Origin of the sequence: Flagellimonas allohymeniacidonis, from assembly GCF_004296335.1 — a bacterium.
GTDB classification, from domain to species: Bacteria; Bacteroidota; Bacteroidia; order Flavobacteriales; family Flavobacteriaceae; genus Flagellimonas; species Flagellimonas allohymeniacidonis.
In genome coordinates this window covers 1,228,126-1,252,360 of record NZ_SGIU01000001.1, presented here as the reverse complement: position 1 = coordinate 1,252,360, position 24,235 = coordinate 1,228,126, and the positions used below count along the sequence as shown (strand labels likewise).

Sequence of the window (24,235 nt, the reverse complement as noted above, 5' to 3'; positions counted from 1 at the left end):
GAGAAGTTAGTTTTTAGTTAATATTGAAATTATACCTAACAAACCCTTCAATGGCTTCATATTCAGCCATCCCAAGGGCGTTATATCGGTTAGCGGTTTCTTTGTTTCGTTGTTCTGCGCGTTGCCAAAATTCACGTTCATCGTTTCCAGGGAACATGGCACTGTCTTTCTGGGATTGATGTTTGAAAATGGCATTTATTTTTCTTGCCATGTCTTTTGGACCAATGGGCACGGCCATTTCCATATCGGCAATTTCCCATTCTTGCCATGCGCCCCTATAGAGCCATACATAGCAATCCAAAATCCATTCGGCTCTCTCATCCATAAATCGTTGGATGGTCTTAAAAATCACTTCCAGACAAACCCTGTGTGTGCCATGGGGGTCTGATAAATCCCCAGCTGCAAAAATTTGATGCGGCCGAAGCTTGTTTAAGAGATCGTATGTAATTTGTATGTCCTCTTCCGAATACGGTTTCTTGCGAACGGCACCGGTTTCATAGAAGGGTAGGTTCAAGAAATGAGCGTTCTTTTCGGGGACTCCGCAATACCGACATGCCGCCAATGCTTCCCCCTTTCGAATGAGTCCTTTAAAACCCTGAATTTCTTCACTGTCGATTTGGCCAGGCTTTTTTGAGGCCAAGAACTCGCGTACCTCCTTGAACTTTTTACTGAGGGTTTTGTTGTCTTCTTGGATATCGGTTGCAAAATCGAGAAATCGGATGACCTCATCATCAAAAACGGCAATATTGCCAGAAGTTTGATAGGCAATATGCACATGATGCCCCTGATCTACCAGTCGGAGCAAAGTGCCACCCATGGAGATGACATCATCATCGGGGTGTGGGCTAAATATCAAGGATGTTTTCGGATAAGGTTCTGCTCGTTCCGGACGTTGACTGTCATCGGCTTTAGGTTTTCCACCGGGCCATCCTGTAATGGTGTGCTGGAGCTGGTTAAAGACCTTTAGGTTAATCTGCTCGGCAGAACCGATTTCCGCAATCAAATTACCCATGCCATATTCGTTATAATCTTCGTTGGTCAATTTGAGGATGGCTTTGTCCAATTTTTCTGAGAGCCAAATGGTAGCACTTTTTATAAGTCGGTCGTTCCATTCACATTCCTTGACCAGCCAAGGGGTCTTTGTTCGGGTTAAAAAAGAAGCGGATGCGCCATCAAGCACGAAATCGCAGTTTGTATGATTTTGCAGAAAAGTGGCAGGAACAGATTCTTTGATTTCTCCTTCAACGGCCTGTTGAATAATGTCGGCCTTTCCTTCGCCCCAAGCCATTAAAATAATTCGATTGGCACTCATGATGGTACCCACTCCCATGGTAATGGCTTTACGGGGAACATTTTCTTCTCCAAAAAAATCACTGGCAGCATCAAGTCGCGTGACTCCGTCCAAGCGAACCAAACGGGTTTTGCTATTTAAGGAAGAGCCAGGTTCGTTGAAACCAATATGGCCAGTACGTCCAATACCCAATACCTGAATATCGATTCCCCCTACATTGTTTATTTTCTCCTCATAGTCCAAACAGTACTGACGTACCTCGTGATTTTCAAGATTGCCCTTGGGGATATGAACATTTTGAGGGTCAATATCTATGTGGTCAAAGAGATGCTCATGCATGAAACGAACATAACTATGAATGGAATCAGGTTCCATAGGAAAGTACTCATCCAGGTTGAAGGTTACTACATTTTCAAAGCTTAACCTTCCTTCTTTATGAAAGTTTACCAAGTATTCGTAAACCTTGGTTGGGGTAGAACCCGTTGCAAGACCAATTACGGCTTTCTTGCCTTCTTTTTGTTTTTGATTGATGAGACTGGCAATTTCATTGGCCACAAAGAGCGAGGCATTATTGGAATCCTCATGGATGATGGTATGTACCTTTTCAAACCGTCTTTCTTCGGGATAGACCTCTGTCATGGAAAAATGCTATAGTGTTCTTGCAAAAACTTGAATTCTCGATATCAAATGTATGCAAAAAACGGCATATCGTGCAATAAAATGCAATTATTATATAAAAAAAATGCAATTGTTTTAGTTTTTGCCGTATTTTGCTGTTATTGAAGAAGGTTTTAAGATTTATTTAACTTTGCTCCCCGTATGTTAAAGGAAGAAAGGCATCAATTTATTTTGAATGAAGTAAGGATTCACAATAGGGTGTTGCTCACAGACATAGCGGATTTATTGAATGTTTCAGTGGATACCGTTCGTCGGGACATCAAGGAATTACACAGCGCCGAGCAATTAAAAAAGGTTCATGGCGGTGCCATCTCTTTAGGATTTAACAATTATAATCCTATAGGCAAAAAGATTTATTCCCTCGAAAAGAAGTCTCGTATCGCAGAAAAAGCATTGGGATTGATCAAGGAAGGCCAGGTTATATTACTGAGTGGGGGAACTACGAACTTAGAACTGGCACGCAGACTTCCGGCAAAAATAAAGCTTACCTGTTTCACGCCCAGTTTACCCATAGCGGTGCAATTGTTGACCAAAACCAATGTTGAGGTAATTTTCATTGGGGGTCGACTTTCCAAAGATTCCCAAATTACAGTTGGGGGCAGTGCAATTAATATGTTGTCTGAAATAAAAGTGGATATTTGCTTTTTGGGAACAAATTCCATTCATCCCATTGAGGGGTTGACCGAGTTCGATTGGGAGATTGTTCAAATGAAAAAGGCAATGATCCATAGTTCTCGAAAAGTAGTCTCACCATGCATTTCTGAAAAAATTGGTTCACTGCAACGCTATAAAATTTGTGGTGTTGAAGAGGTTGACGTTCTTATTACTGAATTAGAACCGTGGGATGTGAAGTTGGACGTTTTTAAAAATATGAATATACAATTGATGTAGTGGCTGTAGATAAACACCTAAAAATAACCGAAGAAGCCTCCCATTATGACAAGCTGGAGCAGATGGATACCTTGGATATCATCTCGAGCATTAATAATGAGGATAAGAAGGTAGCTGAAGCCGTGGAAAAAGTACTTCCTCAAATTGCACAACTGGTTGATGAATTAACAACACGATTTGAAAAAGGGGGTCGACTTTTTTATATAGGCGCAGGCACCAGTGGCAGGCTGGGCATACTGGATGCCTCTGAAATTCCGCCTACGTTTGGTATGCCACACGATAGGGTAATCGGACTTATCGCGGGGGGAGACAGTGCAATCAGAAAAGCTGTTGAGTTTGCCGAGGACAACATGCATCAAGCTTGGAAAGATTTGACCGAATATGGAATAAACGCCAATGATGTATTGGTGGGAATTGCCGCTTCGGGGACCACACCTTATGTGTTAGGGGGCATACAGGACGCGAAAGAGCGCGGTATTTTAACCGCTGGAATCACTAACAATCCAGGGTCTCCTTTGGCAGAACAAAGTGATATTGCCTTGGAGGTTGTGGTAGGCCCAGAGTTTTTAACAGGAAGCACCCGTATGAAGAGCGGTACTAGCCAAAAAATGGTGTTGAATATGATTTCCACTGCTCTTATGATACGCATTGGCAGGGTAAAAGGCAATAAAATGGTCAATATGCAGCTGAGCAACACCAAGTTGGTGGATCGGGGTACTCGCTACTTGGTTGAGGAACTGGGTTTAAACTATGACGAAGCGGAAATTGCCTTAAAAAAATACGGTTCTGTGAAAAAGGCAATGGAAGCCTTGAAACCATCATGACATTTGAAGAACGTTTAAAGGGAGGACATCCCAATTCGTTGGGAAATACCATTGAAATCGTGGAGGAAGTGCTTCACCGACCTTCAGGTTTTGATGAACTCTTCAACTGTTATTTCAGTAATGATGAGGTGGTTCGGTTAAGAGTGTCCAATGCCATGAAGCGCATCTGCAAGGCGCGAAAATCACTACTTGTTCCTTATATAGAACGTTTTCTGAACGAAATTTCAAAAATTGACCAGGCTTCCACCCAATGGACTTTGGCCCAACTTTTTCTTCTGCTTCAAAAAGATATGACGGACGCTCAATTTGAAAAGGCTAAGCAAATTTTACAACACAACTTGGCGACCCACAACGATTGGATTGTGCTGAATCAAACCATGGATACATTGGGGCGTTGGGCTAAAGAGGATGATGAATTAAGAGGATGGATATTGGCCCACCTTGAGAGATTGTCCAGCGATTCTAGGAAGTCCGTCGCCAAAAAAGCATTGAAAACAATAGACCTTATTACTTAGGCTCTAGTCGATAAATGCCTTTACCCTCAATACCCACATAAATATAACCATCAGGACCTTCCTTTACATTGCGAAGTCGTCCCATGCCGTCCAACAATTTTTCGCGATAGACCACTTTGTTAGCTTCGATGACCAATCGTTCCAAATATTGGAAGGCCAAAGAACCTACCAGCAGATTTCCTTTCCAATTGGGATACTTATCCGATGTTACAAAGGCCATACCACAGGGGGCAATGGAAGGAGTCCACTGGTATAGCGGTTGTTCCATCCCTTGGCGAGCGGTTTCATCCGTGATTTTGGTTCCACTATAATTGATGCCGTAGGTAATAATGGGCCAACCATAGTTTTTGCTTTTTTCAATGATATTGATCTCATCACCACCTCTGGGTCCATGCTCATGCTCCCACAGTTCAAGGGTTTCAGGGTGAATGGCGAGGCCCTGGGGATTCCTATGTCCATAACTATAAATGGCAGTTTTGGCTCCTTTTTGGTTAGTGAAGGGATTATCTGCAGGAATGCGCCCATCATCATGGATTCTATAGATTTTTCCGCCATCTCTGGTAATATCTTGCGGGTTTACATCGCGATTGCCACGATCCCCTATCGAAAAATATAGAAAACCCTGATTATCAAATTCCAAGCGAGACCCAAAATGTTGTCCTCTACGACTATTTGGAGCCGCTTTATACAACCATTGTAGCTCGGTAAGTCGATTTTTTTCAAGTTTTGCCCGGATGATTGCTGTGTTTCCACCTATTCCACCTCCTTTTTGGGAAGAAAAGGAGAGATAGACCCAACTATTTTCAGAATAATTGGGATGAATTTCCACATCCATTAATCCGCCTTGACCTCTTACATAAATCTCTGGAAGGCCCTGTATTTCTTGAGTTTTACCATTTTGACTTAGCAGTAATTTTCCTGATTTTTCTGTAATCAATACACCTCCATTGGGAAGAAAGGCCATACCCCAAGGATTTCGAATGTTATCAACCACCAATACCGGTGTAAAATCTACTTTTTGAGGAAGTTTTATGCCTTTATCGGTCTTTTGCGCGCAAGACACACCTAGCATTACAACGAAAAAATAAGTAAGTAAAGCACTTTTTTTCATAATTTCACGTTGAAAAGAAAGAATCAATAGACGAATTACGGCAAATTATAGTCGAAAGTTAAATAGTTTAATATAAGTTTAGATAATTACAATCTAAGAAAATAAGGTCCCAAATCTTAGTTTCTTACTTAACAAGACTTAACCTATGCTCCCTCGAAAGACAAGGCATTACACATATGCCGTGTTGATGGTGTTGCTAACCATTTTCGGAACCACGGTTTTAGCGAAAACAGATGTCAATGTAGTTTTTGATGCAATAGTCGACATTGTATCCAATACTTCTACCGATCAAGGTGAATCTGAATCGGAAATCTCGCTCACTACCAGGGACGAAACTGTTTCACAAGCCTCAAGCAGTATGATGTTCATGACCATCATCCAAGGCGCGGATGAGGAAGTGGTCTGTCCCAATGACGGTAGTACACTCGCCAAATTCTTCTTATGTGGTACCAGTGATATTCGTACCATTTCATTAAATCAATCCGGTGGTAGTTACCAATGGCAGCAGCTAGACCCCAATACCTGTGCGCCAACAGTAGTGGATGATTGTCCCACAATTAACGCTGCTTGTACTTGGAATACGGTGGGTACGGGACCAACATTTAACTTATCTGTGGCAGGAGAGTTCAGGGTCCGTATTGATTCTGGTCAATTTTTCTACTTCAAGTCAACCCTTAACCCCTTAGATCCCCAATTGATTCATGAGGACATCATTTGTGGTAATCCTGGAAGGGTTGAAGTAACCAACGTTCCTGCGGGCTACGAATACAGTTTGGGAACACCAGCTGGGCCTTATCAGGACGATCCGTTTTTTGACATAACCGCTCCAGGCGACTATAGGGTTTATGTCCGTCTTAAAAATGTTTCCGCTAGTGCATGTATTTTCCCATCCAATCTTGTTACGGTTCAAAATCTGGATGTTACGGTTGATGTCACGGCCAATGATATTCTTTGTAGTGGTGAGTTGGGCAGTGTGGATGTGCAAGTTTCTGGAGTTCCTGGATTCTACACCTATCGATTAATAAAAAACGGGGTTACGGTCGATACTTTTGGACCTGATGCTTCAGACACCTATACTTTCGCCAACGTAAGTCCAGGAGTGTACAGTATACGAGTGGATACCAATGACTGTTCCGAAACCATCACCTTGGATATCAATGGAGACCCCATTGAAATAGGAAACGGAATCAGTCCATTGGATGTTTCTGCAACCGCTTCCGATAGTTTTGGCTGTGGGGCCACTTCAATTGATGTAAATGTGGCCACCTCTGGAGGTACCGCACCTTATCGTTTTAGTGTGGATGGAGGCCCTTTTGGACCTACATATACAGGTAGCAGTACTTTTTCGGTTACCACTTCAGGAACATACTCAATTTTGGTTGAGGATGCTAACGGATGTCAACGGAGTGCAACTGCGGATGTTCAGGATATCCCACCGCCGCTGTTTACGATAACGGAAGAAGATGCCAATTGTGGTGGATTGAACGACGGAAGAGTTATTGTAAACGTAACGAGTGGTTTTGGATATGAAATTGAATATAGTATTGACAACGGGGCTAACTTTCAGGTAAGTAACGTATTTTCAAATTTAGCACCTGGCACCTATGATGTAGTACTTCAGTATCAGCAAGACTCTTTTTCTTGTACCACTGCTCCTCAGGTTGCGACCATCGGTACTCCCTCAACAATAACAGCGACGGCCAATCCTGATTCTGTGCCGACCTGTATCAATGAAACAGGTGGTCAAATCACCATTTCAGGTGTTTCGGGAGGTACAGCTCCTTACGAATATAGCGTAGGTGCAGGATTTAGTCCAACCCCAATTTTTGCCAATCTTGGAGTAGGAACCTATACCCCTTTGGTTCGCGATGCCAACGGATGCGTGCAGCCTTTGCCAGATATTGTTTTCAACGCTCTGAACAAACCTACAGACCTCGATTTTGCGATTTCAAGCTTAAACTGTGTGACCACAACCGCTACCCTGGACTTGACAGTGACAGGAGGTACCGGACCTTATAACTATGAGATTATTGCCCCAGCGGCAAGTGTCATAAATAATGGCACCAACAATTCATTTTCTGGATTGGGTCTTGGAACCTACACCTTTAGGGTAACCGATGCTGAGGGCTGTTTCTATGATGAGAACTATGCCATTACCGATATTAGTTCGATTGGTGTACAGGCGCAACAAACTCGAGTAGTCACCTGTGTCGGTGATTCAGATGGTGAGGGCCGTTATTTGGTGGATGGTTTCAATACCACTTACAGTTATAGTATTGATGGGGGACCTGTTTTCACCGCTCAGACTGCGAGCATTATTCCTTTGACGGGATTGACTGCGGGCAGTTATGTGATTTCGGTGACAGATGAAGAAACATTTTGTACAGATACGGCCACTTTGGTTATAGAAGAACCTGCTACAGCTTTTGCCATTTCCAGTTTGGATGTGACACCTATGAGTTGTCAAAATGGTAACATAGGAGCAGTTCGAGTGAATACCGTTGGCGGCTGGGGTGGTAACCGATATACCCTAACCCAGCCCGATGCTTCTACACGAGGCCCTAAAAATGGTAGTGTTTTCTCCAATCTTTCGCAGACAGGAACTTATCAAGTCAGCGTTACAGATGCCAATGGTTGTACCGTAACCGATAGTTTTACCTTAACCAGTTTGGATGCACCGGTGCTTACCCTTGACCTTGGAGCCTCAGACCTTTGTTATGACAACTTTACGGCGGCTACCTTGGTGGTAAATGCATCATTGGGTACTGCCCCATACCAGTACAGAATTAATGGGGGTGCTTTGGGCGCGAGCAATACCTTCTCCGGTTTAACACCGGGCACCTATACCATTGAAGTGGTCGATGCCAATGATTGTAGGGATACCTTGACCCGAACCATAGAACCTCAGGTGGTAGCTCAAGCAACTACGATTCAAGAGCTGGATTGTGCCGGACCACCGGCCCAGATTCAGGTTAATATCAGTAACGGATATACCTCAGGAGGAGATTATGATATCTATGAAGTAAGTATCAACGGAGCTCCCTATACATCCAACAGTAATAACATCACTGGGAATTCCTTCATTTATAGTATTCCTAACGATGGGTCTATCACTTCCGATACCACCTTCCAATTTTTGGTAACGGATAGCCAAGGTTGTACCACAGAAAGTAATGTTGTGACCATAACACCTCCGGAAACCATTGCAGGATCTGTTGTAGGAACTGATACCCAATGTGGGGACAATACCAGTGGAATTGTAGAGTTAATTCCAGACACGACCCAGGGCGTTCCTCCTTATCAATTTAGTAACGATAATGGAGTTACCTTCGGAACACAAAATATTTTCTCAGGATATGGAGCAGGAACCCATGGTGGATTTGTCATTCGAGATAGTCGAGGTTGTATAAGCCCACCATATTCGGTTACAATCGGTGCCAGTGTACCTTTGGATGCTACGGCTACACCAACAAGTGCAGTTTGTTCTGCGCCCAATGTTGAAGGTTCGGTTTCCACCACTATTTCCAATGGAACAGGACCTTATGACTATGAACTTTTCGACGCCAATGGAGGACTTATAGCATCTTCAATTGGAACAGGAAGTACTACGGTAACCTTCCCAAATTTGCCTGTAGGAAACTATACGGTTGTAACTCGGGATGCCCAGGGTTGTGAGGACCGTGATGATTTTGTTATCGACCAAAACCAGTTGGATTTGATTCCTTTGGACCCTCCACCGGCACTTTGTACCGATCCTTTCCTTTCTTATCGAGTGCAAGCAGTGGGAGGAACGGCACCATACCAATTTAGGTTGGTAGGAGATCCCACGTTTGTTCCAGCGAATGTGAATGGAGTTGATATCCATGATTTTTCCTCTGTGGTCACTTTCGGTGTTACCTACTTTGTTGAAGTAATTGATAACCTGGGCTGTACCTATATTGAAGAAATAGACCCTATTACGCCTCCAAGTCCAGTAAATGTTGTAGCTACTGGCAATACCCTTGCATGCGGCGCAGCAGGAGGAGGTACGATTGATTACGAGGTGACCGGAATTACTCCCAGTCCAGCGGATATTACAATCACCTTGCAGAACACGGATACGGGAGCAACGATTTCTGGACCTACCTCCTTGACTAATGAGCCCATTCCTTACAATGACACCTTTACGGGTCTAAATGCTGGGAACTATCAAATCATTGTTACTGACGACAATACAGGTTGTAGCGCGAGTACTTTGGTGTTTATCGGTATAAGTTCTCCGTTTATTGCGGTTGATAGCAATGTTCAAGCCACCTGTAATGCGGGAGCTTTTGTAACGGTAAGAGGTTTTGGAAGTACAGCGCCCTATCAATATGCCTATGTACCCAATGGGGCGGCAGCGCCAACAACTTTCTTCCCGGATACCACTTTTGAAATAGCAGGACCCTATCCGGCCGATTACGATTTTTATGTTCAGGATGCCAACGGTTGTACCGCATTTACAACGGTTACCGTGACCCAAGAATCTAGGATACCCACGCCCACCATTGATGTTATCAATCAGTGTACAGCCACTAGTGGATATCAAATTGATGTCTTAACCCCGTTATCCACTGGTTCAGGACTACCAGAGGAAACTTTCCAATATGATATTGGAAGTGGATTCCAAACCAGTCCAAATTTCGTGGTACCCAACCCTGGAAGCTACGTAATAACCATTCGGGATGGAAACGGTTGTACAACTACGGTGAATGCAGATGTTTTCGATTTCTTTGCTATTACCGCTGATGCTACCTCACTTCCCACATGTAATGCAGGAGATGGTACCATAACGGTGAACACCACGGGAGGTAGTGGAAATTTTGAATATCAATTGAGAGATGCAGGCACTTTGGCCAACATTGGTCCGCCACAAAGCTCCAATGTTTTCAATAGTGTATTGCCTGGTGACTATAATATCTTGGTTACGGATTTGAGCTCCAATACTACCCCCTTGTGTACTGACGAAGCTATTGTGAATGTCTCCACAGTAAATACTCCGGTCATCACAGCGACGCCCAGTACTGACGTAACTTGTTTTGGTGCCGCTGATGGAACCATTGCCATTGAACTTCAGCCCGGAAGTGATACCGATACACCACTAAGCTATATCTTATATGATGGTTCCAGTACGACGGTCTTGGCTGGTCCGCAACCAACAGCTCTATTTGACAACCTTGTACCAAACACATATCAGGTAGAAGTAGTATCGGATAGAGGTTGTACCGATCGTTCAGGCGACATTATTATTTCAGAACCTACACAGCTTCAGGTAAATGCCATAAATACCGATTTCAGCTGTAATCCGGCTAGTAATCAGTTCAGCACGGCCACGATTACCATTTTTACCGACACCAACGGGGATGGAACAGGAACAGCAACCGGTACCGGACCCTATACCTATAGCATGAATGACGGTACGCCTCAGTTTGACGGCACCAATTTCCAAACTAGCAATACCTTTGAGGTGATAGATAACGGTACCAATCAGACCATAATCCTAACGGCGCGTGATCAAAATGGATGTGAGGTGACCGATACCGTGACAATCAACACCCCTACAGATATCACATTTAGTTTTAGTGTAAATCAGATTACTTGTGATGCCTCAGGAACAGGGGTGAACCCAGGGTCAATAGATATTATTGTCAATGAAGGACCTGGAAACTACGAGGTGGAAATTTTACCCTTAGGTTCGGAACCGGCGAGAAATTCCGGTGGTACCGACCGAGTTACCTGGGATATTTCAACTCCGGGGGATTACATTTTTGCCGTAACGGATATTGGCAGTGGAGGGTGTACCTATTTGACTTCTACAGTCAATATGCCCGAGTACAACACTATAGAAGCCATCATAGCCGAAGTGGCTCCAGTGACTTGTTTCAATGGAAATGATGGTGAAATCAGCCTTCAGATAAACAATTATAGCGGTGTATATAATTACGAAGTCTTCTCACGTGATAACCTGGGTGTGGAAACCACTACAGGTGTTACCGGTTCTTTCGATACCAATGCACCTATCAACTCCCCTGAAATCATTACTGGATTACCCGCGGGCAACCTGATTGTTTATGTAGAAGCTCTGGATTCCCCTTTCTGTGATATTGCTAGTAATGTAGCTACCGTGCGTTCCCCAGATCGTGCGTTGTCGGTCACCGCTTTGCAGACCTCAGAAGTAACTTGTAATGTGCCAGGTTTGGGTGAAATTACAGCCACTGGAGATGGAGGATGGGGAACTTATGAATATCAGTTGATTGCCCCTGATGGTACAACTGTTTTAGTGGACTATCCAAATACGAATCCGATATTCCAAAATTTATCCACGGGAACCTATACCGTAAATATTCGCGATTTACTAGGATGTGAAGAAAGTACAACAATCAATTTACCATTGCCAACGCCCATTACTGCAGATATCCAGATAGTACAACCACTACGATGTAACAATGACAATGATGGAATTATCGAAACCTTTAACGTTGCTGGAGGACAAGGCCCTGGAAACTATCTCTACCAATTAAACCGTATCACCGATGGGACCAATAGTGGTTTGCAAACGACCCCGACCTTTGCCAATTTGGCCGCGGGAGATTATACGATAACCATTTTCGATGGTTGGAACTGTAGTTTTACCACGCTTCCGATTACGGTGCAAGATCCTGAGATTGTACTTGCCGAATTGGTGGAGCTACAACCTCCAGGATGTGGTGACCTCGGTAGAATGGAACTTACTGTGACCAATCCAGAACCTGGAGTGAGTTATTTCTTCAGACGTTCGGGATCCGCTGACCCTTTTGAGCCGTTTAGTACAACAGATCCTTTGGCGACCTCTGTGGAAATTTCAGAAGATATTACCATAGACCCAGGACCTTTCCAGTACGATGTGCAGAATTCCAATGGATGTCCGTTTGAACGTTCAAACCAAATTTCTTTGGACCCTGCCGCTCCCTTGGTCATTGCTTTGGATTTGACCAATGCCACAATAAATTGTGCAGGAGAAGCAACTGGTATTATTCGTTCGGAAGCCTTTGGTGGAATTGGAAGCTATGTCTACACCCTATTAAATTCGGATGTGCCTCCAAACCCAACCCCTGCCAACACGGTAAGACCGGCTCAGGCCTCAGGAATATTTAGGGATTTACCTCCTGGAACCTACTATGTGTATGCGCAAAGTGGGGGTTGTGAGGCCATTTCGACTCCAATCGTGATTGACCCGAAACCACCTTTGGTATTGGAATATCTTGAAGCGGTACCTGTGGTATGTGCTGGAGATGAAAATGGACAGATCATTATTGAGGCTAGTGGTGGAACAGGAGCTATTCGCTATTCCATTTCGGACACCTTAAGTGAGTTCTTTGAAGGGGATGACCCTTTGAACCCGAACCGCAAAACCTTTAACGATTTAGCACCACGGACATATGATATCATCATACAAGATGATTTGGGTTGTACCATAACCCGAACCGTGGAAATCACCCAACCTATGGAACTGGTAGCCGGTATTGCCGCGACTACTCCTGAAGTTTGTTTGGGCGATATGGATGGCACCCTGACCTTACAGGTGACTGGGGGAACAGCTCCGTATTTTACAAGCGTAAACTCCGCTGACGATGCTGATTTCGTACAAAACGATTCCCTGTTCTTCGATAATCTTTCAGGTGGTGAGACCTATGTAATTTTTGTAAGGGATGCTAATGGATGTCAAACCAATGTGGTAGCCGATATTGGCATTGGTATCGAAATCATGGCCGAACCTATCATACAATATGGCTGTGAGGGTATTTTCCCAAATAGCACGACCACCATTTCCATACAGGACTCATCGCTGATTCCAAATCTCCTGTTCTCGTTGGATGTGGATGATATCAATCTGGCCACAGACCAAAGAATATTTGCCGATTTGACAGCGGGTGAACATACGGTTTATATCTATCACCAAAATGGATGTGTCACTTTCGTGGAATTTGAAATTGATGCCTACGAGCCGCTTGTCCTGGAAGCAATGAAAACAGGTCCAAATGAGATTACGGCCGTGGCTTCAGGAGGTTTTGGAGGATATGAGTACTTTTTCCAAGGGGAATCTTTTGGGGAAGTCAATACCTTCAATGTCATCGAAGACATGAATATCAATATTATGGTTGTGGACAGTCTTGGTTGTGTGGCCAATTTGGTTATGCCCTTCGATTTTGAGGGTATGCCCGAGTTTCCGCCGTTCTTTACACCTGATGGGGATAACCTGAATGATTTCTGGTATCCTGAAAATCGCGAGTTCTTCCCAAATATTGATGTAATTATCTATGATCGATACGGTAGGGTAGTGGCCCGCTTAGATCAAGTGAGAAAATGGGATGGCACCTACGAAGGCAACCCGTTACCAACAGGTGACTACTGGTATGTTGTAAATGCGAATGACAACGAGGAGCAACAATATGTAGGTCATTTCACCTTATACAGGTAGGTAAAAAGTAGTTTTAGTATATTTAGGGCAAATATGAATTGGATAATCTCCAAAAACCGGTAAACCAACCTAATGAACAAAAAACTGAGTGCCCAAATCCCTTCGTTTTTAACGAATGAACCTGCTGACCTGGAATACTCCATTTTTAAGTTGAATCTTTTTCTTAATGGGTGCAAGCCCTACACGATTGATTATCAGGTATTGTTAATGAGCTATCATTTTTGGAAGGGGAAAGATTTGGATGAGTTCTGCCAAGAACAGACGATAAGTTATTTTCTTTTGAATCCCTTGCATGATTCTGTGGAAGCCCGTGAGGCTTTTTGCTTGGAAATCAGGGAGTTTTTGACAAACCAATAAAGAGAAATTAAAATTTAGGTATTTCACCTCTGATTCTCATCCAGAATTCTTCAAAATTTATATTTTTGCATCCCTCATCGGGATGTGGCGCAGTCTGGTAGCGTACACGCATGGGGTGCGTGTGGTCGCTGGTTCGAATCCAGTCATCCCGACGAACCACTTTTCAGTGGGTATCAAGGCACTGTCAACTGACTGATTGACAGTGCTTTTCATTTTTATTGTATTCATCTGATATCATCTAAAACCATATAAAAGGTGTAGAGTTCGGTGAATGGATTGGTACGTTCCTTGTGCATAATTTTGATAGCATATAAGGCTATTTAGGGTCGTCTTTGCAAACAACCAATGTTTCATTTTAAAGACCTGTATCATGCGGAACAACAGTACATTGAAGGTGCTCATCTTTACAAGGGACCACACACACAATCCAGAAAAACTTACAATTTACGCCCGGATAACCGTGGACGGGAAGAGGGCAGAAATCAGTTTGAAACGCCGGACCTCGGTGAATGAATGGGACGAGATCAGGGGCAGGGTCATCGGGTTTTCCCAAAAGGCAAGAACCTTGAACAGTTATCTTGATGAGGTCTATATCCAGATCATGGATGCCCACAAAAGGCTGATGGGCGAGGGAAAAGTAATAACGGCCCAAGCGATTAAGGCCCGTTTCCTAGGGCAGGACGACCAAAACAAGACCCTCAAAGAACTCATTGAATACCATAACACCACTCAAATTCTTGTTCTCCGACCTGGTACAATGAAGAACTATTATTCTACTGAAAGATACCTACATAAGTTCTTGGACGAGAAATTGAAACTCCCCGACATTTTCCTGAAGCAATTGAACTACAGGTTCATAACTGATTTTGAACAATATCTAAGAACCTACCAACCGAGAAAAGCAAGAAAGACCTGTTCCAATAACGGGGCCATGAAACACATGGAACGGTTGATGAAAATGATAAATCTTGCGGTAAGATTGGAATGGTTGGAAAAAGACCCTTTTCGAAATTACAAGCTCAATTTTCACAAGACGGAACGAAGTTATCTGACTGAAAGAGAACTTCGCCTCATTGAGCAAACAACTTTTAAGGGAGTCGGTTACGAAAAGGTAAAGGATGTTTTTCTGTTCTCCTGCTATACAGGGCTTTCCTATATAGATGTCAAGGAACTGAAATCCCAACAGTTAGTTTTAGGAATCGATGGAAACCTCTGGATACATACCAAAAGGGAAAAGACCAATGAAACAGTAAAGATTCCATTATTGCCCAAGGCGAAAGAGATTATTGAGAAGTACGGAAAAGATGCAAGACCTGATGTTTTGGGAAAACTTCTTCCTGTTTATAGTAATCAAAAGACCAATTCATATTTAAAGGTAATAACCAAAGCCTGTGGTATTCATAAGCATATAACTTTCCATACGGCAAGGCACACGTTTGCTACTACAATAACCTTGTCGAATGGAGTGCCTATCGAAACTGTTTCCAAGATGTTGGGGCATACCAAACTGACCACTACCCAGATTTATGCAAGGGTTTTGGAAAGAAAAGTAGGGGAGGACATGCAGCGACTTATCACAAAAATGGAAACCAAAAGCGGTACTAGAGAAATACGATATATGGAAAGTTGAAAAGGGATTTCATGTTTTCTGGATTTGATGGCGAAGCGGTCAAATTCGGAAAAGCAAGAGGGTAGCGCGCTAAAGCGACGCTACGAATCAAAATTAATATTTTAAATAATTGATTATCAATTATTTAAAATAAAATCTAAAAATATTAAAAATTGTCTGAATTGTGACAATTGACCTTGTAAGCCCTATGAATAGGGATAAAAATTGTGACAATTCCTTTAAAAAAATCCAAAAATGGACGGATTTGCGACGATACGCCTGCATAGAAGAACAGTAAAAAGATTCAGGAAATTTTCCAAGAAAATTACCAAATCCTATTCCGATACCATGGAAACCATTATGGATTTTTTTGAATGGCATGGAATATCCCCTTCAAGTAGGTTTCCAAAACAAATCAATGAAGATGGAGACAAGACCCGTAAACGGATAAACGCTCTTATCGCTATTATCAGGGATATTGAAAAGAGACAAACGAAACCCACCACAGCAATGTTGCTTTCATTATTTGGAGAAGTGTATAAAGAAGAGGAAAAACCAGTAAAGGTTGCTTGGAAAGATAGAAAGCTCACAAGAAAGGAATGGATGAAACGGGAGCAAGTTGTACCAAAAATTGACTATTCTAATCTAGATCAGGAGTATCAATCGAGTATTAAAAAGCTTAAACGAATAGTGGACAACTTTGAAAAAGTAAATCCAAAGTTTGGAAAGCCGTATTATAAAATCCAAATCAGTGAACTTGAATTGGAAAACCTCAAAAGCTTGCGTTAATATTTATGGGATGTTCTTGCCTCGCAAAAAGATAGGAAAAAGAACTGGTAAGGATTTGGGGCTTGCAGCGCGAAACTCAGTTTCGCTTGCTTTTTTCTTCAGTTTAATATTTGGTTATAACCCCCACTGAATAGCATTCTAGGATGTGTCGTGTTTATTGTTCTATTGCTTTCTAAAAAATAGACTAAATGCAATTACGGCTTAACCAGATTAAAGAACACCAACCTTTAAGTCTCAATCAAATTCCCATCTAACAAACAAGCCATAATTTTCATTCCTTTCTTTAAGCGGGCCTGACCGTTCCAAATTGGTTGCAAGGCCGTAGACAAACTGATTATTCTTTAAGCCTAATCTAAGATATAAGTATTGTTGATTGTTTATTCCCAATCTCCAGCTTTGATTGAGAACGAATTGGATACGGGTATACAAACCCCAATTTTCATTAAAAGTAGGTTTATACTCGTATAAACCGAAAAGTTTGAAATCGTTGTCAGAGTTCAAAAAAAAGGAGGCGACTGTTATTGCCAAAAACTTTTTTGAGGAATAGTTGAATTGAGGGCCAACAATTGCAGAAAACCCCGAAATGCTGCCTATATCAGTCCCCCCCATGATTCCAAATCCCTTTCCCAGATCATAACTTAGTTGCACAGGGATTACAATGTTGTTTTTACTTACGTCATTTTCGTAATCTGCGGTATAGGTGGCAACCGTAAAAAAATTCAATTTACCCGTTGGGCTAAATGCTTTCTTAACCACCAATTGAAAAAAGAGAGCCTCATGACCAAAAAAAGTTTCTGCAAGGGTACGGGATTGTGACCCTTGCGCGCTTATATCCTGATAACATATCACAAGCAATAGGATCAATGAGATGAACCTTGGCAATAAGGTGTATTTTGCTTTTTTCATATATACGCTTATTAAGGTATTCTTTTTTTCGAAATAAAATGCCTTTAGATTGATTTTCAGGTTGGTAGCAAAACAGCATGTATAATCTCCAAATTTGAATTCAATGAGATACGATTAGAAAATATTTTCTATAATAAATATGTGATTCTATTAAGAATTTAAAAACGTTTGCTCTAATTTTATGTAGATATGACACAAAATCTAGCCAAACATTTTCAAGGTCCCATCTCGAATGTCTTTGACGTGGTTCATGCCTTTTGGATTGCAGGGGGTAGTTGTGATGGTTGCTCTATTGCTACTGTGGGTGCAACAAATCCTTCGGTTGAAAATCTTCTAAACGGAACAATACCCGGAGCGGCAAAAGTTATTTTACATCATCCCGTGTTAGCAGTGAATGCTGGAGAGGAATTCATAAAACCTTTTCGTTTGGCAGCCAAGGGAGAACTTGGCGCTCCGTTCGTGGTGCTATGTGAAGGTTCAATAATGGACGAGGGCATGGCAGCCGAAACAGGAGGCTATTGGTCTGGACTAGGGGCTGATGAGGATGAGAACGGAGACCCGCAACCCATACCTTCTTCAAGTTGGGTGACCAGAATGTCAGAACATGCTGCCGCAGTCATCGCGGTAGGGACATGTGCAACATGGGGAGGAATTCCAGCCGCTGCAAATAATCCAACGAATTCTGCAAGTGTCATGGATTTATTGGGAGAAGATTATCGAAGTGCTCTTGGACTCCCCGTGGTCAATATTCCTGGATGCGCTCCGCAAGGAGATAATATAACTGAGACCATTGCAGCTGTGTTGCTATTTCTTAATGGACTGGCCCCTTTACCGGAATTCGATGAGCTGGGGAGACCGTCATGGTTATTTGATGAAACGGTCCATAGGGGTTGCACCCGAGCAGGATTTTATGAGGAAGGCACCTTTGCAGAAGAACACGGGGATAAAGAATGTCTGGTAGAAATAGGGTGCTGGGGTCCAGTGGTGCAATGTAATATTAACAAAAGAGGAGCCTTAAATCATGCAGGAGGGTGTATGAACGTAGGTGCACCTTGTATAGGGTGTACTATGCCCGGATTTCCGGATAGTTTTGCGCCATTTTATAAAACGGCTCCCGGGACCATGGTTTCTTCCAATATTTCACGTGTCACCGGTACAGTCATCCGTAATTTACGTGAAATGACCATGGCGTTTCAAAACCGGACCCCAAAGTGGAATAAAGAGGGTAAGGTGCCGTCTGGCTGGGGGCATGTCAAAGAGCCCAATTTGGTCAAAAAAGTGATGCACTATACCTATGAGAAAATGCAGTTTAGTGATAGTCCTAAACCTGGTTCCAAAAAATAAGAATAGAAATGGAAAACGAAGCACTCTTTAACGAATGGTTGATTGGACTAGCCTTGGTCTCGGTAATTATTGTCATTGCCGCAGTGCTATTGATCTTGGTTTGGTTGGCCGCTAAACGGATTCTCAGGCTGGCTGGGGTTGCTTTGGAAATAGTGACTCAGATAAAGAAGAATACAAACAGTATTTGGGAGTTAGAGACGACAAACAATGTAGCCACGGATATTCAGAAAGAGGCAGAGGCAATTGAAGCGCATGCCACTTTAGTGGCAGAAGCTTTGGAATAATGCATTAATTGAAAATTATATGGATACAGGAATACAATTATGGATAATATCTCTGGTAATCGGCCTAGTGGTTATTGGGGTAGTAGCCTTTCTGCTCAATTTGATAAAAAAGACTGCAAACGATATTGACAGTACAGCTGCTGATATTTGGACTCAGGGAAAATTGACAGCGAACAACACCATACATATTCCATTGTTTTTGACCAAAACTAATCAAGTAGCTGGTAAAATATTGAAATCTGCGGTTGCTATTGTTGGAGGCTCTAAGTCTATTACCCAACATATTGAAGGTTGTCCGGGATGTCCACATTGTATGTTGCAAAACTCTAAAGATTCTATTGTATGAGCGTGATATTAATGATTACTACCATTCTGGCCGTACTCCTTTTAGTTTATGTTTTGGTGTACTACCTGCACGGAATCATAAAACTTCTTACTAGCATTGGAGGAGATGGTCAAAGTTATCTCGCGAAATTGAGATTGGGTCTCAGGGCAATCGAAACCGAGACGGGACATCTTCCTGTTCAAGTCACCAAGCTGAACGATTCGCTTACCGAAGTGGCCGAAGGGCTTAAAGTTGTGGATGATCAACTTCAAGAATCAATAAATGCAGCCGTTAAGCAAAATGTTTGATATGAATACAGTAAACATCTTATGGTTGATTTTGTTGATAGTGACTGTACTCGTATTACCTTATGTAGTACGCCTGTTACATAGGACCTGGCTGGCGTCAAGGTCAATAGAGCGTTATTTTAAGGAAATGAAAGAAGCAGGTATTGGTGTGGCAGGCAATACGGAACATATCAAAGCTTTAAACGATACCATAGGTGTTGCTTCTGGTATTTTGGATGTGGCTGGGTCTATTGATGAAAATGCAGATACCCTAAAAACCACTTTAGCTACACGAGCTGAAAAAATTAACTAAGACAGTATGGACTCATCAACTCTTTTTATAGCTACAGTAATAATAGTAACACTTTTAGTGCTTGTATTAGTTGTATATTTAGTACTTATCATCGTTGCCCTTAGAAGAGCTGGTACTCATTTGGAAGGTTTGGCTGGGGGTTTACAGAAAATACAGGATGATACCGGTCCCTTAGGAGAAAAGGTGGGGGTCATCAATGGTGCTTTGGTAAAATTGCACGGTGGTTTGTCCTCAGTGGATTCTCATTTAGTGGCAATTGCCAAAGTCCTTAAACTGGCCTAAAGAATTTAAATTGAAATAACGATATCGCCTATGTGCTTTAAAAATTTACCGATTGCTTTTGATGAACAAGGAAATGCTTACCTGAAAGAGGGTCTTGCAGACCCCTATGAACACAAAATAGTTGATTTAGGCGAAGAGCAGGAGGTTTTAAAAGGGCTCTTGGAACGCAACGGATTCATCAGAAATATTGACTATGATCCCGTGACTCGGGTAGCAGGGGCTTTGGCTTTTCATAGCGTGGTTGATCTGGAAAAGCGGAAAGTATTATCTACCAACTCCATGGCTACGCTGTTTCGTGGTTACGAGGTTATTCTCAAAGGGCGCGATCCAAGAGACGCTGCCTATATAAGTAGTCGGGCCTGTGGGGTTTGCGGTGGCGTGCACGCTACAACGGCTGCCTTGGCCATTGAAATGGCCTTGGGGATTAAGCCACCACCATTGGGCATTGTCATGCGTAATATTCTGCTGGCTATAGAGTACCTGTATGATCATCCTTTACATCTTTTCCTATTGGCTGGTCCTGATTATTCGGAGGAGTTGGTTCGTGAAACCAATCCCGAACTTTTGGATAAGGCGGCGAATACAAAAGCCAAGAATAAGGATGTCCACGGCTATGATACCATTTTGGATATCATGAAAGATTTAAACCCTTTGAAGGGCAAATTATACTTGGAGGCCTTAAGCATGACACGGGTGGCTCGGGAAGCTTATGTGTTGATAGGGGGTAAATACCCACACCCTCAATCAGTCGTCCCAGGCGGACTTTCCGTAACTGTCAATATTACCGTACTTAATGAAGTCTATAGTCGATTGATCAAGTTTTTTGACTACAGCCAAAAAGTAACTGGAATCTGGGATGATGTTTTCGATTTCTTTTTGGAAAGCAACCCGGAGTATGCCAAGTGCGGTATTCGCCCTGCCACTATGATGGATACTGGCGTATGGGATAGACCGGAACATTATGATGCCTCCTTTGAAAATTGTGATAAATGGGGAGAGGCACGATGGTCCACTCCAGGAGTGTTGGTGGATGGAGAAGTGGTCACTACAAAACTTACTGAACTCAATGCCGGGATAGAAGAATTTGTGGAGCACTCTTATTATGAAAAATGGGATGGACATCGCTTTAAGGAAGATGCTAATGGAATGCCCTTAAGTCCCAACCATCCTTGGAACAAGGAAACCATACCGAAACCTGGAAAGCAAAGCTGGAAAGACCGTTATAGTTGGGATACTGCCCCTACCTGGGACAGAATGCCCATGGAAGCCGGGGCATATACCCGAATGTATCTGACTGCCAAGGCCCAAAAAGCCCCAGCAAGTAGGTTTCTGGAAAATACGGGCTCGAGCATGAAAATTCATGTACCCAAACACTATCTACCTGAGAAAACCCTGGAATGGAAGATTCCTGAACATTGGAATGCCTTTGAACGCAATAGGGCAAGGGCCTATTGTATTCCTTACTCAGCAATGGTAGCCATGGAGAACTGGTTGTTGGCCATGGATCTAATCAAGAATGGAGAAACCAAAGTGAGCGTACCCTATGAAATTCCTAAAAAAGGAACACATATTGGATTTGGTGCATGGGGCGCCGGTAGAGGTTTTTTAACCCACCATCTTATTGTTGAGAACGGTGTCATTGATAATTATCAGATTATTACCCCTTCTACATTAAATGCGGCTCCCAGAACCCCCTGGGGCGAAATGGGCCCCTATGAAGAGGCGGTGCTCAATACCCCGATCCTTGAAAAGTTTGACAATCCGGAAGATTATAAAGGAATAGATATTTTAAGGGCCATACGGAGTTTCGATCCCTGTATGCCATGTACCACACATATCATGGCCAAGGACACCGATCATATGGTAACACGGGAAGTAACAACCTGTGCCTGTGGGGTCGAGTAAAAACGTACTTATTGGTACGGTAGGTTATCATTTACTTCGCAACCATTCGGTTGGGCCAATTCTACTACCTCAATTACAATCCACTTTAGATGGTGGCTCAGTTGTCGTCGAAGAAATGAATTGGGGCCCCATAGCCATTGTCCAATATTTTCAAACACTAAAAAAACCTTTTGATCGGGTTATTTTTTTGGTGGCCATTGAAAGGCCCGAAAGAAATATCGGTGATATCTCAGTATATCAGTGGTTGGGCCATTTACCTTCTGAAAAACAAATTCAGGCTTGCGTTGGCGATGCGGCGACCGGGGTTATCTCCGTCGAAAATCTTTTGGTCATTGGTGAGCACTTTAAGATTTGGCCCGAAGAGGTCTTTTTGGTTGATGTTGAGCCTGGAGCGGAACAGGCAGGGGAGTACCTGTCGGCCGAAGTTGAGGCAAAAATTCCTGAAATTTTGCGTATTTTAGAGAAGCTGAGCCAGGAAAACTATATAGTTTTAGAGACCAAAAAATTAAGGGGAGATACTTTATTTGAAGAAAACGTATGAAAAATGGATCCATAGAAGATAGTGCTTTGCGCTCTTTGTTTTGGAAGGAAGAAATACTGCAGGTCATGTATTGGATGCATGGTGAAGGTATGGGATCGGAGATTGGCCTAACCCAAATGCTTTCTTTTTTGAATACATCTCGCGAAAATTTGGAACACCATTTACATAGAGTTACCGAGGCTGGACTCTTAGTGACTTTGGAGAGGGAAGGAACTACCGTCTATAAATTGTCCGAAACGGGCAAAAAGGAAGGAGGTCGCCAGTTTGCAGAAGCGTTTCAAGGTATGCAGAAAGCGGGTCATGGAGAATGCGGCCCCGATTGTGAATTTTGTTACGGTCCAGACGGTGTCAAGCTTGACAATTGTGTCCATAACTGTGCTAGCAGCTCCCATTAATATGAAACCCGTACTATTCAATAACGTAGAGTTTAAGGAGATTATGCAGTATGTGCAAGAACTTGTGAAGCAGTCTGGGAACATTCCTGATGAAGAAACCAGGGAACTTACGGCTGAAATTTTAAAGTATTTTGATTTAATGCACCGGGAACCACTTTCAAGAATGCTGCAGGCCATTGAACGTAGTTATCCCGATTTGAAGGATACCCTAAAACAAGACTATACTATAAACACACTTTTAGAACTTTATGATTTTGAAAATACCAACCTTCCCGATACGCAAGAAAAGACATAGTCTTCTTCTTGTTGTATTGATTGGCCTTTTAGGCCTGGGATGTAAAGGTGATTCTAAAAAAGATAGTTCGGTAGAACGAACAGAAGCTAGCAAGGAAGAATTGAGTAAAGCTGAGAAACTAGTCAATGAGGCTATAAGTAGCGCTGGAGGGATGGGCAATTGGTCTGCTAAGAAGACGATGTCCTACATAAAAAACATTCAAAGCTTTGATTCCACCGGAACTTTATTGCGAACCGTTGCACAAATACATAAGTATCAGCTAAAACCTTCCTTCAAGGCTTATATGAGTTGGGAACTCGATGGTAACAAACATGAAATAGTCAATAACGGCAAACAGGCCTGGAAACTGGTAAACGGGGAAATTCAAGAAGATAAGGTGGCTGTGAATTCGGCCTGGAATTCTTCATTCGGTTCACAATATATGGTATGTATGCCATTTAAATTAAAGGCTCCCGGAACCCTATTGAAATATGAAGGAATTGACACACTGTCCAATAATAGAATAGTTCACAATCTTAAGGTCACCTACGAAAAGGGAGCTGGAAGTTCAGGAGGAATGCATACATGGCATTACTTTTTAAATACAGACAATTATCAATTTGAGGCCAATTTTTTGGATCATGGTAAAGGATACTCCTATACCGATTATGACACCTTTATAGAAGTTGATGGTATAGCGGTAACCAAGGAAAGAAAAAGTTATGTTTCCAATGAAAACAGGGAACCCGTATACTTAAGAACTGTTTATAGTAATTCCGAGATTCAATTTGACATAGAATTACCAGAAGAATTATTTAAAGTAAAGAACTAGATGGGT

The 24,235-nt window shown here is 42.6% G+C and carries 21 protein-coding genes and 1 tRNA gene; 19 read left to right on the top strand and 3 right to left on the bottom strand.

Annotated elements, in window-relative coordinates:
* Positions 1-13: 13 nt before the first annotated feature.
* The gene (nagB, locus tag EW142_RS05675) at positions 14-1,930 is read right to left on the bottom strand and encodes a glucosamine-6-phosphate deaminase (protein ID WP_130610878.1); all 1,917 of its coding nucleotides are present in this window, start codon (positions 1,928-1,930) and stop codon (positions 14-16) included.
* A 180-nt stretch (positions 1,931-2,110) separates the two neighbouring features.
* On the opposite strand from nagB, the gene EW142_RS05670 reads away from it, so the two are divergent.
* From EW142_RS05670 to EW142_RS05660, 3 genes are read left to right on the top strand one after another with little or no spacing between them, the layout of a single operon-like run.
* Complete coding sequence (locus EW142_RS05670; RefSeq protein WP_130610875.1) at positions 2,111-2,860, top strand: DeoR/GlpR family DNA-binding transcription regulator; 750 nt, start codon at positions 2,111-2,113, stop codon at positions 2,858-2,860.
* Positions 2,860-3,684 (top strand): N-acetylmuramic acid 6-phosphate etherase, encoded by an 825-nt coding sequence (gene murQ / locus EW142_RS05665; protein ID WP_130610872.1) that lies wholly within the window; start codon positions 2,860-2,862, stop codon positions 3,682-3,684. The genes EW142_RS05670 and murQ overlap by 1 nt, the downstream gene beginning before the upstream one ends.
* Positions 3,681-4,199: a hypothetical protein gene (locus tag EW142_RS05660; RefSeq protein WP_130610870.1), complete on the top strand. Its 519-nt coding sequence runs from the start codon at positions 3,681-3,683 to the stop codon at positions 4,197-4,199. Before murQ ends, EW142_RS05660 begins: the two co-directional genes overlap by 4 nt.
* Here EW142_RS05660 and EW142_RS05655 read toward each other — a convergent pair.
* Entirely contained in the window at positions 4,192-5,310 is a 1,119-nt protein-coding gene (locus tag EW142_RS05655; RefSeq protein ID WP_130610867.1) for a PQQ-dependent sugar dehydrogenase, read from the bottom strand. The genes EW142_RS05660 and EW142_RS05655 overlap by 8 nt on opposite strands.
* Before the next feature lie 145 nt (positions 5,311-5,455).
* On the opposite strand from EW142_RS05655, the gene EW142_RS05650 reads away from it, so the two are divergent.
* From EW142_RS05650 to EW142_RS05630, 5 genes are all read left to right on the top strand, one after another.
* Positions 5,456-13,786, top strand: coding sequence for a T9SS type B sorting domain-containing protein (locus tag EW142_RS05650; protein WP_130610864.1), 8,331 nt, complete (start codon positions 5,456-5,458; stop codon positions 13,784-13,786).
* A gap of 72 nt (positions 13,787-13,858) precedes the next feature.
* Positions 13,859-14,143 carry a hypothetical protein gene (locus EW142_RS05645; protein WP_130610861.1) on the top strand — a complete coding sequence of 95 codons (285 nt, stop codon included), beginning with the start codon at positions 13,859-13,861 and terminating at the stop codon, positions 14,141-14,143.
* A 78-nt stretch (positions 14,144-14,221) separates the two neighbouring features.
* Positions 14,222-14,295, top strand: a tRNA-Pro gene (locus EW142_RS05640).
* A gap of 218 nt (positions 14,296-14,513) precedes the next feature.
* On the top strand, positions 14,514-15,773 hold the full coding sequence (locus EW142_RS05635) for a site-specific integrase (protein WP_130610858.1): 1,260 nt from the start codon (positions 14,514-14,516) through the stop codon (positions 15,771-15,773).
* A gap of 234 nt (positions 15,774-16,007) precedes the next feature.
* Complete coding sequence (locus EW142_RS05630) at positions 16,008-16,541, top strand: BfmA/BtgA family mobilization protein (protein ID WP_130610855.1); 534 nt, start codon at positions 16,008-16,010, stop codon at positions 16,539-16,541.
* A 234-nt stretch (positions 16,542-16,775) separates the two neighbouring features.
* Here EW142_RS05630 and EW142_RS05625 read toward each other — a convergent pair whose 3' ends face one another.
* The gene (locus EW142_RS05625) at positions 16,776-17,447 is read right to left on the bottom strand and encodes a hypothetical protein (protein WP_130610852.1); all 672 of its coding nucleotides are present in this window, start codon (positions 17,445-17,447) and stop codon (positions 16,776-16,778) included.
* Between the two features lie 189 nt (positions 17,448-17,636).
* Here EW142_RS05625 and EW142_RS05620 point away from each other — a divergent pair, with 189 nt between their 5' ends.
* Genes EW142_RS05620 through EW142_RS05570 form a run of 11 tightly spaced genes read left to right on the top strand, consistent with a single transcriptional unit; the run spans position 17,637 to position 24,229 of the window.
* The gene (locus EW142_RS05620) at positions 17,637-18,791 is read left to right on the top strand and encodes an NADH-quinone oxidoreductase subunit B family protein (protein ID WP_130610850.1); all 1,155 of its coding nucleotides are present in this window, start codon (positions 17,637-17,639) and stop codon (positions 18,789-18,791) included.
* A gap of 8 nt (positions 18,792-18,799) precedes the next feature.
* Positions 18,800-19,075 carry a hypothetical protein gene (locus EW142_RS05615; protein ID WP_130610847.1) on the top strand — a complete coding sequence of 92 codons (276 nt, stop codon included), beginning with the start codon at positions 18,800-18,802 and terminating at the stop codon, positions 19,073-19,075.
* A 19-nt stretch (positions 19,076-19,094) separates the two neighbouring features.
* Positions 19,095-19,421, top strand: a complete 327-nt coding sequence (locus tag EW142_RS05610; RefSeq protein WP_130610844.1) for a hypothetical protein — start codon at positions 19,095-19,097, stop codon at positions 19,419-19,421.
* Positions 19,418-19,708, top strand: coding sequence for a hypothetical protein (locus tag EW142_RS05605; RefSeq protein ID WP_130610841.1), 291 nt, complete (start codon positions 19,418-19,420; stop codon positions 19,706-19,708). Before EW142_RS05610 ends, EW142_RS05605 begins: the two co-directional genes overlap by 4 nt.
* A gap of 1 nt (position 19,709) precedes the next feature.
* The gene (locus EW142_RS05600; protein ID WP_130610838.1) at positions 19,710-20,000 is read left to right on the top strand and encodes a hypothetical protein; all 291 of its coding nucleotides are present in this window, start codon (positions 19,710-19,712) and stop codon (positions 19,998-20,000) included.
* 57 nt (positions 20,001-20,057) lie between these two features.
* On the top strand, positions 20,058-20,282 hold the full coding sequence (locus EW142_RS05595; RefSeq protein WP_240740166.1) for a hypothetical protein: 225 nt from the start codon (positions 20,058-20,060) through the stop codon (positions 20,280-20,282).
* A gap of 30 nt (positions 20,283-20,312) precedes the next feature.
* Entirely contained in the window at positions 20,313-22,187 is a 1,875-nt protein-coding gene (locus EW142_RS05590; protein ID WP_130610833.1) for a nickel-dependent hydrogenase large subunit, read from the top strand.
* The gene (locus tag EW142_RS05585; protein WP_240740165.1) at positions 22,174-22,728 is read left to right on the top strand and encodes a hypothetical protein; all 555 of its coding nucleotides are present in this window, start codon (positions 22,174-22,176) and stop codon (positions 22,726-22,728) included. The genes EW142_RS05590 and EW142_RS05585 overlap by 14 nt, the downstream gene beginning before the upstream one ends.
* A complete protein-coding gene (locus EW142_RS05580; RefSeq protein ID WP_130610830.1) occupies positions 22,725-23,123 on the top strand; it encodes an ArsR/SmtB family transcription factor in 399 nt (132 codons plus the stop codon). Before EW142_RS05585 ends, EW142_RS05580 begins: the two co-directional genes overlap by 4 nt.
* A gap of 1 nt (position 23,124) precedes the next feature.
* Positions 23,125-23,418: a hypothetical protein gene (locus EW142_RS05575; RefSeq protein WP_130610827.1), complete on the top strand. Its 294-nt coding sequence runs from the start codon at positions 23,125-23,127 to the stop codon at positions 23,416-23,418.
* A complete protein-coding gene (locus tag EW142_RS05570) occupies positions 23,372-24,229 on the top strand; it encodes a DUF6503 family protein (RefSeq protein ID WP_240740164.1) in 858 nt (285 codons plus the stop codon). Before EW142_RS05575 ends, EW142_RS05570 begins: the two co-directional genes overlap by 47 nt.
* Positions 24,230-24,235: the final 6 nt, after the last annotated feature.